Origin of the sequence: Winogradskya humida, from assembly GCF_016862215.1 — a bacterium.
Lineage (GTDB): Bacteria > Actinomycetota > Actinomycetes > Mycobacteriales > Micromonosporaceae > Actinoplanes > Actinoplanes humidus.
This window is the reverse complement of the sequence record NZ_BOMN01000052.1, coordinates 1-14,360: the sequence shown is the minus strand read 5'-3', so window position 1 is coordinate 14,360 and position 14,360 is coordinate 1. Positions and strand designations below refer to the sequence as shown.

The window sequence follows — 14,360 nt, the reverse complement described above, 5'->3', positions numbered from 1 at the left end:
GCGGAGGACCAGTGCCCACGTACCAGTACGCCTGCACAGAGTGTGGAGAGCAGATCGAGCGGGTGCAGTCTTTCTCGGACCCCGCTCTGACGGAGTGCCCCAACTGCAGCGGCAAGCTCCGCAAGGTCTTCAACTCAGTCGGCATCGTCTTCAAGGGCTCCGGCTTCTACCGCAACGACTCCCGCGCCGGCAACGTAAGCGCCGAGAAGCCGGCGGCGGCCGCGACCTCAACCTCGGACAGCAAGTCGTCGGACAGCAAGTCCTCCGACTCGTCCTCATCTCCCAGCACGACGTCGTCGACACCGGCCTCAACCCCCTCGTCGTCCTCTTCCTCGTCGTCAACGTCCTCAGCCTCGACGTCCTCCTCCTGACGCAAGCTGCACCGCGCCACGGCCACTCGCCCAGAGCACCGGCGACGCTCCTGCCTGCCCGGATCCGGGACTCGACCCAGCTGGCTGCACCCATCCCTTCCCGGCGCAGCCAGCTGAGACCCGCCCATTTCTCCCGGTAGCGGGGGATCTCCCCGTTCCCCCTGGAGCACGGACGCCCGCTCTCCTTACACCGGCGATCCGCCCGTGTCCCTGTGAAGACGCCTGTCAGCCGACGTGCCTGTCCGTCTTTGCCGACCCGATGATCAGCCCCCACAGTGACGAGGCGCCGGGCACAATCCCCCGGCCATGTCGCCCCGATGGGGATCTCAGCCGTCCCTGCGCGGTCCAGCTAAGCGCCGGCCCGTCGGATCTGAGCTCCAAGGACTGCGCCGCACCACGCCGCGCTCTGTGCGGTCAAAGCAGCGGCCTCCTGCGCCGTGCCATCAACCGCAGCCGGTGCGCACTCCGGAAGGCAGACCTCGTCCCGCGCACGGGCTCGCCAGCTCACGCCGCGAACCCGCCGTCGATGGAGATGACCCGCCCCGGGCCGTCGACCTGGCCCCTCATTTTTACCGCACCGCAAGCCCCGACCCTGAGTTATCCACAACGCGCGGCTGTCCACAGGGCCACCGACGCCGACCCCGCGATTTCCCTACCTTCATCGCGTGCGAACGAATCGAACAACATCATCGGAGCCATCGCTGGACACGGTCCGCTGGCGCAGGCCCCGGCGAAACTTCCTGCTGAAGCTGTCCGCGATGGCGATCCTGCTTGCCTCAGCGACCTTCCTGGCCTGGTCGGGAACGGCCGACTGCGGCTCACCCCTGGAGACACCCCACCTACGAGCCCCCTCAGCCCGTCAGGCAGCAACCAGCCCTGCTGACGGTTCGGCAAACAGCTCAAGCGGCGCGACCACTGGTGGCGCCACCAGTGCCGCTGGCGGGCCAGTGGGCACCGCTTCGTCCGGCGCCCAAGCAAACCAATCCAGCAGGCCACCAACGCTCGGCCGAACCAGCCAACCCCATACTTCGGCCGGCGCTCCGGCCAGCCCAGTTGCAGCCGTGTCCGAGCCAGGAGTTGTCAGTGCCGGTAGAGGCGCCGGGACAACGACGGCCACCGGCGACGCATACGGAGCTGCACCGCTACGGCCTCCGATCGGCACGGTCGGTGTTCCGATACGCCTGGCCGAGCCAGCCGGACTGCGCTTGGTCCAGGTCGGCGACCGCGTCGACCTATTCCGCCCCACCGACGGCACCCGCCCGATAGCCACCGCTGCCACAGTCCTGGGGGTAACAGGCATCGACGACCCACTCGCGGGCGGCCTTCTGCTCGCCCTGCCACCCGAAGCTGCGAAGGCGGCGATCAAACAACCCCCTGAGGGCTATGCGATAACCGTTCGCCCCGCCTGACGCCCGGACAGCCTGACGCCCGGCCGGGCCGCCAAGCCAGGGCCGGACCGTCAAGCCAAGGCCGGACCGGGCGCGCTGGCAAGGGCCCGGACAGAGCCGGGGCGGGCCAGGTCGGGGCAAAACCGGCTGGTTGGGCCGGGCAACGGCTGGCAGTCCGCTGGCCGAGCGGCCGAGCGGCCGAGCGGCCGAACATTTGGCGGATCGGGCAGCAGGCACGCCGCGTCCACTCAACGTTGCAGGACTCGCGGAACGCGAAATGACAACCGGGCCGAGCCGCTCAGCGCGCATGGGCATGCCCCCGGCAGGGCCGAGCGGGCTCGATGCTTGGACGGAGGCTCAGCCCCAGTGGGGTGGGCGGTCTTCGAGGAGGCGTTCGTCGTTCGAGTCCTCGGTGCTCGTGTAGCCCCAGCCGCGGGCGGTGTCGTCGCGGGTCTGGTCGGGGAGAACGGGGGTGTCTTCCGACTCGAAGTCGACGGTCCGCTCGGCGTCCACGTCGCGGTCGGGTTCGTCAAGGATGTCCACGGTTCAAGGGTAAGCCGCGTCGCGTGCGCTGTCGGCACTCGATAGATGTAGCGTCGATGAACGTGACCGCCCCGACCGGACCTGACGACGACGCGTACTGGAAACGCCCGGATTCTGCCGCGGGGCAGTTCGGGGCTGACCGTCCGGTGCCGGCCCCGAAACCGAAGCCTGTTTACGAGGGACCGCCTCGACAGGCGCCGGCTTCCCCGCACTGGCGACCCCCGGTGGTTTCCCACCCTCCGCCGCCTCGGTCGATGCCGGCCCAGAACCTGGGTTCGGTGAACGAGTCCGAGGGCGCCGCTCGCACGATGACCTATGGCGTGGGCCTGGTTGCCGGGGCGATCGCTCTGGTACTGATGTGCCTGCTCTGCGCCCGGGTGATCTTCTGACCTGACGCCCGGACATCTTCTTCAGAGCCGACGGCGGGCAAAGGGTGCCGGCGGGCAGGCAGAAGGAGCCGGCGGCAGGCAGAGGGAGCCAGCGGCAGGCAGAGGGAGCCAGCGGCAGGCAGAGGGAGCCAGCGGCAGGCAGAGGGAGCAGGCGAAGCAAAGGGAGCCGGGCGGCAGGCGAAGCTGATGACCGTCCCGGTCGCCACCCCACATGGCGACCGGGACGGGGCTTCATCACGACGAAGTGCCCCAGACTGCTTGCGCGCCCGAGTCACCGGTCTTGAAGACGTAGTAGCCCGAGAGCGCGGCCAACGCCACCATGATGACGGCCAGGCCGATGTCGGCAGGCAGGGGGAGGCGGCGGCTGGGCGTCCGGAGGGTGAGGATGACCATGATGAGGGTCACAATGCCCAGGCCGAGCGAGAAGTAGAACGTCAGGGTTCCGAAACCCATGTGGTCGTCGATCTGCTCGAGCGGGGGGCCGCTCATGCCGTTCGCGACCAGGCGGTCGCGCAGTTTGGAGCCCGATGCCATGGCTACGTAGGTAGCAGCCGGCGCGGCGATGGACAGCAGTAGCGCCGCCCATCCGATCTTTGATCGCCAGCGCGGCAGGACCGCGTAGACGATGGCCAACAGCGCCAGGAGCGGCACGAACACAACCGCAGCGTGAAGCACCAGGGCGTGTACGGGCATGCCGTTAATCTGGTCGAACACGGTCACCCTCCTTGAAGGTTGAAGTATCGGGCCGCCCGCCGAAACTATCTGACGATGCAAACATCCACTTGTTTGCGGTTACGCGCGCAGGGGCGATCCGGTTCACCGTTGGCCAAAGCGTGCCCCAAACCGGTGCCAGCCCAGGCCGGAACGACCCCGGACCTGGGCCCGGGCAAGCGACCGGGCACGCACAGCCCAAGCTTGATGCCCTGGAACACCGAAAGGCGTGCCCGCTCAGATCATTGTTGAGCCGTCACGTTCCGCGTGCTGTCATTGTGGGATGGCGACCGGTGAAGAGCTGCTGCGTAACCATGGTCTGCGGGTGACGCGGCCACGGCTCGCGGTGCTTGACGTGCTGACCCAGGGTGGGCACCTGGAGGTCGACGACATCACCCGGCAGGTCCGCGAACGCCTCGATTCGGTCTCCACCCAGGCCGTGTACGACGTTCTTGGCGCGCTCTCCCGCGCCGGGCTGGCTCGCCGGATCGAGCCTGCCGGCAGCGCGGCCCGCTTCGAGGCCCGGGTGGGTGACAACCATCACCACATCGTGTGCCGGAGCTGCGGCACGATCGAGGACGTCGACTGCGCCGTGAGCGAACGCCCCTGCATTGACCCGGGGACCGGGCACGGCTTCGAGGTCGACGAGGCGGAGGTGACCTTCTGGGGGCTGTGCCCATCATGCCAGCAGGAACGCCACGCGGACCGCGTCGCCTGACCGGACCGGCAGGGCGCCGGGGAACGCGCAGTTAAGCGGCACGCAGCCAGGAGACGCGTAGCCGGGGAACGCGCAGCGAAGGGCCGCAGATGCCGTCCGTACATATGGCCTGCTCGATCGGCAATCTGCGTGGCACGCTGGAGGAATGAACAGCGTGGGCGACCTCGGACTCTTCGGCCCTGACTCGATCACCTGGAAGGTGCACAAAGAGCCCATCGTCACGATGGGCGGCCTGCGCTCGCTGTACCTGCAGGCACTCCACCCCCGGGCGGTCGCCGCCATCGCGCAGAATTCCGGCTACAAGGCAGACCCCTGGGGCCGCTTCGAGCGAACCTCCGCGTACGTGGGGACGATTCTCTACGGCACCATGGCCGAGGTCGAGCTGGCGGCGAGCCGGGTCCGGCGGATGCATTCACAAATGCGGGCGACCGATCCGCGTACGGGTGAGACGTTCCGGATCGACGAGCCGGAGCTGCTGCGCTGGGTGCATGTCGCCGAGGTCGAGTCGTTCCTCACCACGGCCCGGCGCGCGGGGCTCGAGCTGACCGATGCCGAGGTTGACGGCTACTACACCGAGCAGCTGCGCGCCGCCGAGATGATCGGGCTGGACCCGGGCACGGTGCCGGGGACGGCCGCGGAGGTGGCTGCCTACTACGCGGAGATCCGGCCTGAGCTGGCGATGACGAAGGAGAGCGCGGAGACGGCTTTCTTCCTCACCGTCCCGCCGGTCCCGGGGAACTGGGGCAGCCGGTCGCTGCGTCTCGGTCTCACGCTGGGCCCGACCCGGTGGGCCTACCTCGGCATCGCGGGGACGGCGCTCGCCCTGCTGCCACCCTGGGCCCGCAAAATGTACGGCGGCCTGGGCTGGCCGACGACAGACAAGTCAGCAGATCTGTCAGTACGCGGATTGCGCCTGCTCATCAAAGCCGCCCTCCCCGCCGTCCCGGCCCAGTACCGCGTCGCCCCCATGCGCCAAGCCGCCCTGGAACGCGTCGGCATCGCCTAACCCGCCCACCCCCAGCACCCGCACGCCCAGACCCCGAACCCCCAGCACCCGCACACCCAGACCCCGCACACCCAGACCCCAGACCCACACGCCCAGACCCACACGCCCGGCACCGCACCGCCCGTGACCCGTTCAGGCGACGCCACTACGCCCGGCCACGGCCTTGGTCTGCACCGCCGGTTATCGCTGGACATCGACAAACGGCTACGTCGTGCGCTCCAGGTGCTCGATAGCGGCCCATGGCTCCTTGGCCTGCACCTCGGCGCCAGCCGGGCAGCTCTTGCGGAAGTCACACCACGCGCACAAAGACCCTGGGTTCGTCGGGAACTCGTCGTCCGGGTCGGCGCCCGCCGCCAGCGATTTCTCGGCGGCGATGATGTCGCGGGCGGTGGCTTCGGCGCGGGCGAGCTGGCGGTTGAGGGATTCCTCGGTGTGCTCGTGTGTCGATACCGTGCCTGTTGGCAGATGGTGCAACTCGACCTTGTGGCACGGTCGGCGGAAGACGCGCTGGGCGGCGTACGCATAGAGGGCCAGAGCTTGTGAGCCGCGGGCGTCGTCGGCATCGAGGCCGGTGCGGCCGGTTTTGTAGTCGACGATCACCGCCTCGCCGTCGCGAGCGTCGATGCGGTCGGCCCGGCCGTTGAAGGCGAGCACCGCGGTCTTGGTGGCGACGACGCGCTCGACGCCGAGGGGTTCTTCCTGCGGGTCGAGGCCGGCGACGTAGGTGTCGAGCCAGCCCAGCGCCTTGCGGTAGGCGATGCGCTCCTGATCGACGTCGCGGTAGCCCTCGCGCACCCAGGTCGATTTGAGCAGGCTGGCAACGGGCGCTGTGCCGCGACGGTCGACCGGCAGGGCGTACCAATTCTTGAGGGCTGTGTGCACGCTCGCGCCCAGCGAGTTGTGCGCCCACGGTGGGCCCTTCTGCGGGCTGGGCCGGTCGATGTAGGTGTATCGGTAGCGGCGGGGACAGTCCGCATACGAGCCGAGCTTGCTGGGCGTGCAGACGAAGAGACGTTCGGGCATGCCGTCGAAGCCCAGCTGTTGGTGGGGAACGGCGGCCGATCGCGGCGGGGTCCTGGGCACGAGCCAATCCTGCCAGGGCCCTACGACAAAAATTGCGACCAGGGGTCCGACTTCGACGAGGGCTCAGAAGGACGCGGCGTAGAGCTCCACGAACGCGAAGGCCGCGTCGGCGATGAGCTGGACCGCGATGGCTGCCAGGAGCAGGCCGGCGATGCGGGTGAGGACCTCGATGCCGGCCGGGCGCAGCAGCTTGACGATGACGCCGGAGAAACGCAGCACCAGCCACACTGAGGCCATGACAGCGATGATGCCGAGACCGATGATCGAGTAATCCGAGAAACCGTCCGCACGCTGCACGAAAAGCATGGTCGCGACGATCGCGCCGGGGCCGGCCAGCAGCGGGGTGCCGATCGGGACCAGGGCCACGTTGGTGGTGCCGCCCTGCTCCGACGGTTCGTCCGTCTTGCCCGTGAGCAGCTGCAACGCGACCAGAAGCAGGAGCAGACCGCCGGCACCCTGGAGGGCGGGGAGTTGCACGTGCAGGTAATCGAGCAGGGTCTGCCCGGCGACCGCGAAGATGACGATGACGCCGAGCGCGAGCAGCACGGCCTGGGTGCCCGCGCGGGTGCGTTCCTTGGCCGGCAGGGTGCCGGTCAGAGCGAGGAAGACGGGCACCATGCCCGGCGGGTCCACGATCACCAGCAAGGTCACGAAGAACTCACCGAACAGTTTCAGATCCACGCGATCAACCTAGGTGGCGGCCACGTTCGGTGCCCTGAACTGCGAGGACCGTCACCCCAAGATCGGGACGCCGGTGCCGGCCGCGACAATTTTCTCGTACGCCGCGAGCTCAGTCGTGAACGCGCCCAGCTGGACAGTCTTGTGGGTGCCGTGGAAGTCGGACGATCCGGTCACGATGAGCCCGAGATCCGCGGCGAGCGCGCGCACGTGGGCCCGTTGCTCGATCGAGTGGTCCTCGTGGTCGGCTTCGAGTCCGAAAAGGCCCGCTTCGGCGAGGTCGACGATCAACTTGTCGGGCACGATGCGCCCGCGGACCGTGGCGTTCGGGTGCGCGAAAACCGGCACTCCCCCGGCGGCCCGGACGGCGCGCACTGCTTCAAAAACATCAAGATCCGCTTTGGGTACGAAGTAACGCGCGCCGAGCCACCGGGAAGCGAACGCCTCGTTGGTGGTGCGTACGAGCCCGGCCCGGATCAGCGCCTGGGCGATGTGGGGGCGTCCCACCGAGCCGCCGGCCGCGTATCCGTGCACCTCGGGCCAGCTGATGTCCACGCCGTCCGCCCGCAGGAGCTCGACTATCTTCTCGCCGCGCCGTTCGCGATCGGTGCGCATCCGCAGCAGGTCGGCGGCGAGGTGCGGCTCGGCGGGGTCGAACAGGTAGGCGAGCAGATGCAGGGGGATCGCAGGCTCGACGCCGTACCACCGGCAGGAGAGCTCGGCCCCGCGCACGAGTGTGAGGCCGGCGGGCCGCGCCGCTGCGGCCTCGTCCCAGCCCCCGGTGGTGTCGTGGTCCGTGATGGCCATCACGTCGAGGCCCGCGGCCACGCCCGCACGCATCAGCTCGGACGGGGTCAGCGTGCCGTCACTGGCCCTCGAGTGACAGTGCAGGTCGATTCTGGTCACTCGAAAAAGCTACCGGTTGCTCGCAAAGAACCACGTACGGACGTCAGGCGTCGTCGCCCCCGTCACCATCCTTGCCGAGCCGCGCCTCGACCGCCTGAGGCTCATACATCTCCTCGACGACGCGCAGGTACAACTCGTTGGGGTTGGGCAGGTGCTTGACCTCACGCAGGGCCTGATCCTGGCCGGCCGACTCGAGGACGAACGTGCCGTAGCTCAGCATGCGGCCGAGCGCGGACTGCTCGTACTTCATGTCGGTGACCCGCAGCAGCGGCATCATCGCGACCTTTCGGGTGACGATGCCGTTGACGACCATCACCCGTTTGTTGGTCAGAATGAACCGATCGAAGTACCAGTCGCCAACCTTCCACGCGACCCAGCCCATCACCCCGAGCCAGATCAGCACCGCGGCCGTGACGAGGCCGTCGATGCTCTGCTGGGTGAGGAAGCCCGCGAGATAGCCGAGCACCACAGTGGCGCCGATGCCGACCGCGAGCGGCGTGGACAGATGGATCCAGTGCCGCTTCCACTCGCCCCGGTAACGCTCGGTCGGGAAGAGATATCGCGAGACCAGAGTGGTCGGCTCGTCCTCCAGCGGGAGCACGCGCCGCGGTCCACCCGGGACACCCGAGCCGTCACCGCCGAGCCCCTTGAGCTCGTCCTCGGTGAAGACCGGCGCCTCGTATTCAAGCGGCTCGTCGCGGTAGCGAGGCTGCTCACGGGTCTCGTAGTCATCGGCATAGCCGGCACTCGGCGTGTAGGCCGCACTGTCCGAATAAGCCGGACCGTCGGCCTGCGCCGTGCCTCGTGCGTACTCCGGGCCGTCGTCCCTGACTACGGGATCGTTGTGGCCGAAATACTCATCGTCGTCCCGAGGGCGGCGCGCACCCTCACCCTCAGGCTGTCGCGGCTCACCAGGACCCATACGCAGATGTTAAGCGACGAGGTTGGTGAAGAAGGTTCCGAATCCGCGAGCTATGTCGCCGATCGTGGAACCCAGCGACGAGAACACGGCCGCGGCCGAGTTCGGGTTGAACGCAATGAAGAAGATCAAGAATGCGATGCCAAGCCAGGTGAGTACCTTCTTGATCATGGCGGGCCTGCTCCTCCGTTGCGGGTACGGTCGACGCCGTCAACACTCACGGTATCAGTTTCGCTGCGCTGTGTGAACTTAGTGCCCGAAAAGCCGATACCGTTCCCGCAGGTCACGCGGCCTCGATCAGGCACGACCATGCAGGTACGGCGACGGCGCCCCGTACACGAGCTCGGGAACCACCTCAACGGACAGGTCGTGAAGCACGACATGCTCGGCGAGGAAGTATCCCGCGCTTGCCGGCCACGCTACCGCATAGAGCCACATTCCTTTGGCTTCACTCACATAGGCGCTGCGGTCCTCCGGGGCCTTTACGCACCACAAGGGAGTGGGATGTCCACCTGCCTTGATCTTGGCATGTGGACCACAGTGCTGGGACGGGTCGCTGAGCGCCTCCGCGATCAGGTAACCCGGATCGATGCCCGGGATGCCGGCGAAGCGGGTGCCCAGGCCGACCCCGGGTTGCTCGGCGATGAGGACGAGGTCGGCAGGACCACCGCCGAGCGGGTCCGGGCCGCTGCAGGAGAGCGCCGTCGCACGCACTCCCGAACGCTCGTCGCCCGCCCAGCCCACGCCGGTCACCATCCACCCGGGCGGGAGCGGCCACGGACACCAGAGCGGCACCCGGCGCTCGGCCGAGGGCTGTCGCACCACGCTGTCGATGATCTCGGAGCTGATGTGCTCGGCGACATGGAAGGGATAGACGTCGCCACAGTTGTCGCAACGCCAATCGCTGTGCATCAGGTCCGGCGGCCGGACCTGCGCGGCACAACGGGGGCAACTCACTGTGACACCCACCCCTCAACGGTGGGGGTCACGACGGCGCGCGTCAAGCGAATCGGCAGAACCCGGGCAGTTCGACCTTTACGAATCAGCCGGGCTTTTCGCTTCAATCGGGCTTTCGCTTCAGTCGGGCGGGGGACCGGCGTGTGCGCGTACCCATGAATGCATGGCTATGCCGCTGGCCACCCCGGCGTTGATCGATCGCGTGGACCCGTACTGAGCGATGGAGAAGAGCTCGCTGCAGGCAGCGCGCGCCGCGTCGGAGAGCCCGGGGCCCTCCTGGCCGAAAATCAGGACGCATTCACGCGGAAGGGTGACCGTCTCCATCGGGCGCGACCCGGGGAGGTTGTCGATCCCGATGATCGGCAGACCGGCCGCGGCGGCCCAGTCTGTGAAGTCGTCGATCGTGGGGTGGTGCCGGACATGCTGGTAACGATCGGTGACCATCGCGCCACGGCGGTTCCAGCGGCGCAGGCCGACGATGTGGACCTCGGCGGCGAGGAAGGCGTTGGCGTTGCGGACCACCGTGCCGATGTTGAAGTCGTGCTGCCAATTCTCGATCGCGACGTGGAAGGTGTGCCGGCGCTGATCGAGGTCGGCCACCACAGCCTCGCGCTTCCAGTAGCGATACCGGTCGACGACATTGCGCCGATCCCCTTCGACAAGGAGCTCGGGGTCGAAGTGCTCACCGGCCGGCAGCGGTCCCGCCCAGGGACCGACGCCCACATCCTGTGCATGGGCCGGCTCATCGGAGGCGGGCAGCTGATCGGGAATCATGGCCGCTGAGGCTAGCCGGTGGCGCCGCTCACCCGCACCCAGACGCAGTGAACGGCGGGGCCCTCCCCGGCACCCGCCGCCCACGCTCTGATGCGAGAAATTTTGCCTCACCCTGCGTACACATGTGAAGGGCCTTTGAAGGTGACCCGAGTCACAATTAACTTTGTTGCCTATTGAAGTCGCGATAGATCAAGAGGTTTTCTAGCTGCGGCGGGCGCAAGATCCACAGATTTGCTTTCTGGTGACATCAGAGAGCGATGCCCTTACTTTCGGTTACCATGGGACGCCGAAGCAGGCTTGAAGGTGCCGCAGGCCACGTGTCACGAGGACCCGCGGCGGGAATCATCGAGGTAGAAGACGGGTTTACCAGCACGTAAGCCAATTCCCGTGGACGGAGAGATCATGGCGACCGTTGCGCTGACCACAGAGAACTTCGACGAGGTGACCGGCAAGGACGGCATCGTGCTTGTCGACTTCTGGGCAAGTTGGTGCGGGCCGTGTGTGCGCTTCGCTCCCACCTACGAGCGGTCCTCGGAGAAGCACACCGAAATCACTTTCGGCAAGGTCGACACCGAGGCCCAGCAGGACCTGGCCGCGAAGTTCGGCATCAGCTCCATCCCGACGATCATGGCTGTCCGCGACGGCGTTCTCGTCTTCTCGCAGCCCGGCGCCCTCCCCGAGTCGGCGCTCGAGTCGCTGATCGAGCAGGTCGAGAAGCTCGACATGGACGAGGTCAAGCAGAAGATCGCCGAGCACGAGCACGGCGACGCCAAGGCGGAGGCCGCGCACAGCTGACCACCTCGCTTTACCCGACCGCGCCGCGGACCCCTCAGGGGCTCGCGGCGCGGTTTTGTTCTTTCGTGGGAACGGGTGGACAGCCGTGTCGAACATGTGTTCGAATCTTGGCTATGCGATGGTCTCACCTGTCGGCACGACCCGACGACGCCTCGCTCCTGGACGCAGCGCCGGTGGCCTCACCCCTGCCGCTGGCGCTGCCCGGAGCGGTCGTCCGCACGTTCGACACACCCGGCTTCAGCGGCATGACGTTCTACGAGATCCGGGCCAAATCAATGATCAACCGGGTCCCGGGCGCCTCCCGCGTGCCGTTCCAATACACGATCAATCCCTACCGTGGCTGCTCGCACGCCTGCTCCTACTGCCTCGGCGGCGACACCCCGATCCTCATGGCCGACGGATCGACGCGGCCGTTGTCGCAGCTCCAGGTGGGTGACGCGGTGCTCGGCACGACCGGCGCCGGCCCCCACCGGAGGTACGAAACGACGACGGTGCTCGACCACTGGAGCACGTCGAAGCCCGCCTACCGGGTCACGCTCGCCGACGGCACCCGGCTCGTGGCCAGCGGCGACCACCGCTTCCTGACCGACCGCGGATGGCGGCACGTCAGCCCCGCCGAGCCGCACCTGCCCGCGCTGGCCGTCGGCGACCGCATGTCCGGCGTCGGGCACTTCGCCGACCCGCCCAAGGAGTCACCCGACTACCAGGCCGGCTATCTGTGCGGCCTGATCCGGGGCGACGCCGGCGCCCCTCTCACGGCCAGCCCGCGTGAGGGCGACGCCTGGATCCGCGCCGACGGTTACCTCGAGGACGTCCCGATGCACGAGGCACTCCGCTGGCCGGAAATGCCGACCGGCGGGTGGTACAGGGGCTTCCTGGCGGGGGCCTTCGGCGCGACCGGTGTCGCGGACCGCCTCGCGATCGTGTTCACCAGCCGGGACCAGGGCTTCCTCTCCCGGGTCACCGAGGCGCTGACCCACCTCGGCCTGCCCAGCCGCCGCCCGCCGCACCCCCAGCTCGGCGGCGTCGGCTCGGTGGAGGTCACCCGCGACCTGTGGGCCGCGCTCCGGTTCCGCCACCTCACCGGGACCATCGAGGCGCCGCTCGACGCGTCCGGGGTCGGGGTCCGCAGCGACCCGCAGCTGACCGTGGCCGACATCGAAGAGCTCGGCCTGACCCTGCCCCTCTACGACATCACCACGGGCACCGGCGACTTCATCGCCGACGGAGTCGTCAGCCACAACTGCTTCGCCCGCAACACCCACACCTACCTCGACCTCGACGCCGGCCACGACTTCGACTCCAAGGTCATCGTCAAGGTCAACGCCGGCGAGCTGGTCCGCCGCGAGCTGTCCTCCCCGCGCTGGACGGGCAGCCCGGTTGCGATGGGCACCAACGTCGACGTCTACCAGCGCGCCGAGGGCCGCTACCGCCTGATGCCGGAGATCCTGACGGCGCTGCGCGACCACGCGAACCCGTTCTCGATCCTCACCAAGGGCACACTCATCCTGCGCGACCTCGAGCTGCTCAAACAGGCCGCCACCGTCACCGATGTCGGCCTGGCCTTCTCCGTCGGCTTCCTCGACGAGGCCATGTGGCGCGCGGTCGAGTCGGGCACCCCGAGCCCCCAACGCCGCCTCGACGCGGTGCGACGCCTCACCGACGCGGGCTTCGCGGTCACCGTCCTGATGGCACCGATCCTCCCGGGCCTCACCGACACCGACGAATCCATCGAAGAAACCGTCGCCGCGATCGCCGCCGCAGGGGCGTCCGGCGTGACCGCACTCGCTCTCCACCTGCGCCCCGGCGCCCGCGAGTGGTATGCCGCCTGGCTCACCCGCGAACACCCCGCCCTGGCCCCGCGCTACCGCGACCTCTACCGGGACGGCTCCTACCTGCCGCAGACCTACCAGAACGAAATCGGTGCCCGCGTCCGCCTGGCCGCCCGCCGCCACAACCTGCACCGCGCCACCCCCGGCGAAGCCCGCCAGGCCTCCCCCACCACCCCAGCCCACTCCGACACCGAACAGCTCACGCTGCTCTGACCGAGTTATCCCCAGGGTTATCCACAGGCAGCAAACTTGGCCTGGCCGAAGCCCCCGACATCGATAAAGTCGAAGCCATGCGAACAACAACGCAAATCCTCGCAGAATCCGAGGTCATCGCCGTTGTCGGAGCCTCCCGAGACCCCGCCAAGCCCGCCCACACCGTCCCCCTCCAAATGCTGCGCCACGGCTGGAAAATCATCCCGGTCAACCCGTTCGCCAACGAGATCTACGGCCTCAAAACAGTCCCCACCCTCGCCGACCTCCCCGAACCGGTCGACCTCGTTAACATCTTCCGCCCCTCCGCCGACGCCCTGGAAGTAATCCGCCAAGCCATAGCCACCAAGGCCGCCCCAGCGATCTGGCTCCAATCCGGCATCACCTCCACCGAAGGCCGCCGCCTCGCAACAGAAGCCGGCCTGGACTACGTCGAGGACCGCTGCCTGGCCGTCGAACGAGCAGTAGCCAGCCTGTCGAAACTGCCCTGACGCTTGGTTGTCGCCCGCCGCCAGGTCCACTTTTTGTAGGCCGCCCGCCGTCCGCCCCTCAGCCGTCCACCCTCAGCCGTCCGCCGCCCCTCAGCCGTCCGCTGCCCCTGAGCCGTCCGCCGCCCTGAGCCGTCCGCCGCCCTGAGCCGTCCGCCGCCCTGAGCCGTCTGCTCTGAGCCGTCTGCTCTGAGCCGTCTGCTCTGAGCCGTCTGCTCTGAGCCGTCTGCTCTGAGCCGTGCTTTCCAGCCGTTGCGGAGGGCCGGACGCTGGGTGTTGGCCGTCGGGCGATGGTCCTCGAGTGCTTTGACGCTCTGATAGGGCTGAGGAATCGGAGTTTGTCATCCGGCTTCGACCAGACGGAACGACTCGGCCTGCACGGCAGGATCAGCGACCCCGGCAGACACCTGCCGGGGTGGTCCCGGGCCTGGGCGGGCCACTGCCTTGGGCGGGCCACTGCCTGGGCGGGCCAGTGCCGGCACGGATCGGCCAGGCGCGGACCAAGCCGGGCCGAGGGCCAAGCCGGGCCGAGGGCCAAGCCGGGCCGAGGGCCAAGCCGGGCCGAGGGCCAAGCCGGGCCGAGGGCCAAGCC

Annotated in this window: 15 protein-coding genes and 1 pseudogene; 6 read left to right on the top strand and 10 right to left on the bottom strand. The window is 68.4% G+C overall.

Annotation, left to right across the window (positions count from 1 at the left end; genetic code table 11):
• Window positions 1-11: 11 nt before the first annotated feature.
• A pseudogene (locus tag Ahu01nite_RS51405) lies at window positions 12-104 on the top strand (FmdB family zinc ribbon protein); the annotation flags it as partial.
• Window positions 105-166: 62 nt separating this feature from the next.
• Here the strand turns inward: Ahu01nite_RS51405 and Ahu01nite_RS50495 are convergent.
• The 3 genes from Ahu01nite_RS50495 to Ahu01nite_RS20740 form a co-directional block, all read right to left on the bottom strand.
• The gene (locus Ahu01nite_RS50495) at window positions 167-376 is read right to left on the bottom strand and encodes a hypothetical protein (RefSeq protein WP_239159015.1); all 210 of its coding nucleotides are present in this window, start codon (window positions 374-376) and stop codon (window positions 167-169) included.
• Window positions 377-2,116: 1,740 nt separating this feature from the next.
• Window positions 2,117-2,302, bottom strand: coding sequence for a hypothetical protein (locus Ahu01nite_RS20750; protein ID WP_203838232.1), 186 nt, complete (start codon window positions 2,300-2,302; stop codon window positions 2,117-2,119).
• A 623-nt stretch (window positions 2,303-2,925) separates the two neighbouring features.
• Window positions 2,926-3,405 (bottom strand): DUF2231 domain-containing protein, encoded by a 480-nt coding sequence (locus Ahu01nite_RS20740; protein WP_203838230.1) that lies wholly within the window; start codon window positions 3,403-3,405, stop codon window positions 2,926-2,928.
• A 280-nt stretch (window positions 3,406-3,685) separates the two neighbouring features.
• Between Ahu01nite_RS20740 and Ahu01nite_RS20735 the strand changes: the two genes are divergently transcribed.
• Together Ahu01nite_RS20735 and Ahu01nite_RS20730 are read left to right on the top strand one after the other, a co-directional pair.
• The gene (locus tag Ahu01nite_RS20735; RefSeq protein WP_203838229.1) at window positions 3,686-4,120 is read left to right on the top strand and encodes a Fur family transcriptional regulator; all 435 of its coding nucleotides are present in this window, start codon (window positions 3,686-3,688) and stop codon (window positions 4,118-4,120) included.
• A gap of 145 nt (window positions 4,121-4,265) precedes the next feature.
• A complete protein-coding gene (locus Ahu01nite_RS20730; RefSeq protein ID WP_203838228.1) occupies window positions 4,266-5,126 on the top strand; it encodes an oxygenase MpaB family protein in 861 nt (286 codons plus the stop codon).
• A gap of 204 nt (window positions 5,127-5,330) precedes the next feature.
• Here Ahu01nite_RS20730 and Ahu01nite_RS20725 read toward each other — a convergent pair whose 3' ends face one another.
• From Ahu01nite_RS20725 to Ahu01nite_RS20695, 7 genes are all read right to left on the bottom strand, one after another.
• The gene (locus tag Ahu01nite_RS20725; protein ID WP_203838246.1) at window positions 5,331-6,149 is read right to left on the bottom strand and encodes a RecB family exonuclease; all 819 of its coding nucleotides are present in this window, start codon (window positions 6,147-6,149) and stop codon (window positions 5,331-5,333) included.
• Between the two features lie 123 nt (window positions 6,150-6,272).
• Window positions 6,273-6,890, bottom strand: a complete 618-nt coding sequence (locus tag Ahu01nite_RS20720; protein ID WP_203838227.1) for a MarC family protein — start codon at window positions 6,888-6,890, stop codon at window positions 6,273-6,275.
• Window positions 6,891-6,941: 51 nt separating this feature from the next.
• The gene (locus Ahu01nite_RS20715; protein WP_203838226.1) at window positions 6,942-7,793 is read right to left on the bottom strand and encodes a PHP domain-containing protein; all 852 of its coding nucleotides are present in this window, start codon (window positions 7,791-7,793) and stop codon (window positions 6,942-6,944) included.
• 43 nt (window positions 7,794-7,836) lie between these two features.
• Complete coding sequence (locus tag Ahu01nite_RS20710; protein ID WP_203838225.1) at window positions 7,837-8,715, bottom strand: PH domain-containing protein; 879 nt, start codon at window positions 8,713-8,715, stop codon at window positions 7,837-7,839.
• Between the two features lie 9 nt (window positions 8,716-8,724).
• Complete coding sequence (locus Ahu01nite_RS20705) at window positions 8,725-8,883, bottom strand: hypothetical protein (protein WP_203838224.1); 159 nt, start codon at window positions 8,881-8,883, stop codon at window positions 8,725-8,727.
• Between the two features lie 126 nt (window positions 8,884-9,009).
• Window positions 9,010-9,669, bottom strand: coding sequence for a DUF6758 family protein (locus Ahu01nite_RS20700; RefSeq protein WP_307794533.1), 660 nt, complete (start codon window positions 9,667-9,669; stop codon window positions 9,010-9,012).
• Window positions 9,670-9,789: 120 nt separating this feature from the next.
• The gene (locus Ahu01nite_RS20695; RefSeq protein ID WP_203838223.1) at window positions 9,790-10,443 is read right to left on the bottom strand and encodes a TrmH family RNA methyltransferase; all 654 of its coding nucleotides are present in this window, start codon (window positions 10,441-10,443) and stop codon (window positions 9,790-9,792) included.
• Between the two features lie 402 nt (window positions 10,444-10,845).
• Between Ahu01nite_RS20695 and trxA the strand changes: the two genes are divergently transcribed.
• From trxA to Ahu01nite_RS20680, 3 genes are all read left to right on the top strand, one after another.
• Entirely contained in the window at window positions 10,846-11,238 is a 393-nt protein-coding gene (gene trxA / locus Ahu01nite_RS20690; RefSeq protein ID WP_203838222.1) for a thioredoxin, read from the top strand.
• A 113-nt stretch (window positions 11,239-11,351) separates the two neighbouring features.
• A complete protein-coding gene (locus Ahu01nite_RS20685; RefSeq protein ID WP_203838221.1) occupies window positions 11,352-13,283 on the top strand; it encodes an intein-containing Rv2578c family radical SAM protein in 1,932 nt (643 codons plus the stop codon).
• A 77-nt stretch (window positions 13,284-13,360) separates the two neighbouring features.
• On the top strand, window positions 13,361-13,771 hold the full coding sequence (locus tag Ahu01nite_RS20680) for a CoA-binding protein (protein ID WP_203838220.1): 411 nt from the start codon (window positions 13,361-13,363) through the stop codon (window positions 13,769-13,771).
• The last annotated feature ends 589 nt before the right edge of the window (window positions 13,772-14,360 follow it).

Excerpts from the sequence above, each read along its gene's own strand:
- Ahu01nite_RS20695 (WP_203838223.1), bottom strand. The coding sequence starts at position 10,443 with ATGATTCCCGATCAGCTGCCCGCCTCCGATGAGCCGGCCCATGCACAG.
- trxA (WP_203838222.1), top strand. The coding sequence starts at position 10,846 with ATGGCGACCGTTGCGCTGACCACAGAGAACTTCGACGAGGTGACCGGC.
- Ahu01nite_RS20680 (WP_203838220.1), top strand. The coding sequence starts at position 13,361 with ATGCGAACAACAACGCAAATCCTCGCAGAATCCGAGGTCATCGCCGTT.
- Ahu01nite_RS20710 (WP_203838225.1), bottom strand. The coding sequence starts at position 8,715 with ATGGGTCCTGGTGAGCCGCGACAGCCTGAGGGTGAGGGTGCGCGCCGC.
- Ahu01nite_RS20685 (WP_203838221.1), top strand. The coding sequence starts at position 11,352 with ATGCGATGGTCTCACCTGTCGGCACGACCCGACGACGCCTCGCTCCTG.
- Ahu01nite_RS20705 (WP_203838224.1), bottom strand. The coding sequence starts at position 8,883 with ATGATCAAGAAGGTACTCACCTGGCTTGGCATCGCATTCTTGATCTTC.
- Ahu01nite_RS20735 (WP_203838229.1), top strand. The coding sequence starts at position 3,686 with ATGGCGACCGGTGAAGAGCTGCTGCGTAACCATGGTCTGCGGGTGACG.
- Ahu01nite_RS20730 (WP_203838228.1), top strand. The coding sequence starts at position 4,266 with ATGAACAGCGTGGGCGACCTCGGACTCTTCGGCCCTGACTCGATCACC.
- Ahu01nite_RS20725 (WP_203838246.1), bottom strand. The coding sequence starts at position 6,149 with ATGCCCGAACGTCTCTTCGTCTGCACGCCCAGCAAGCTCGGCTCGTAT.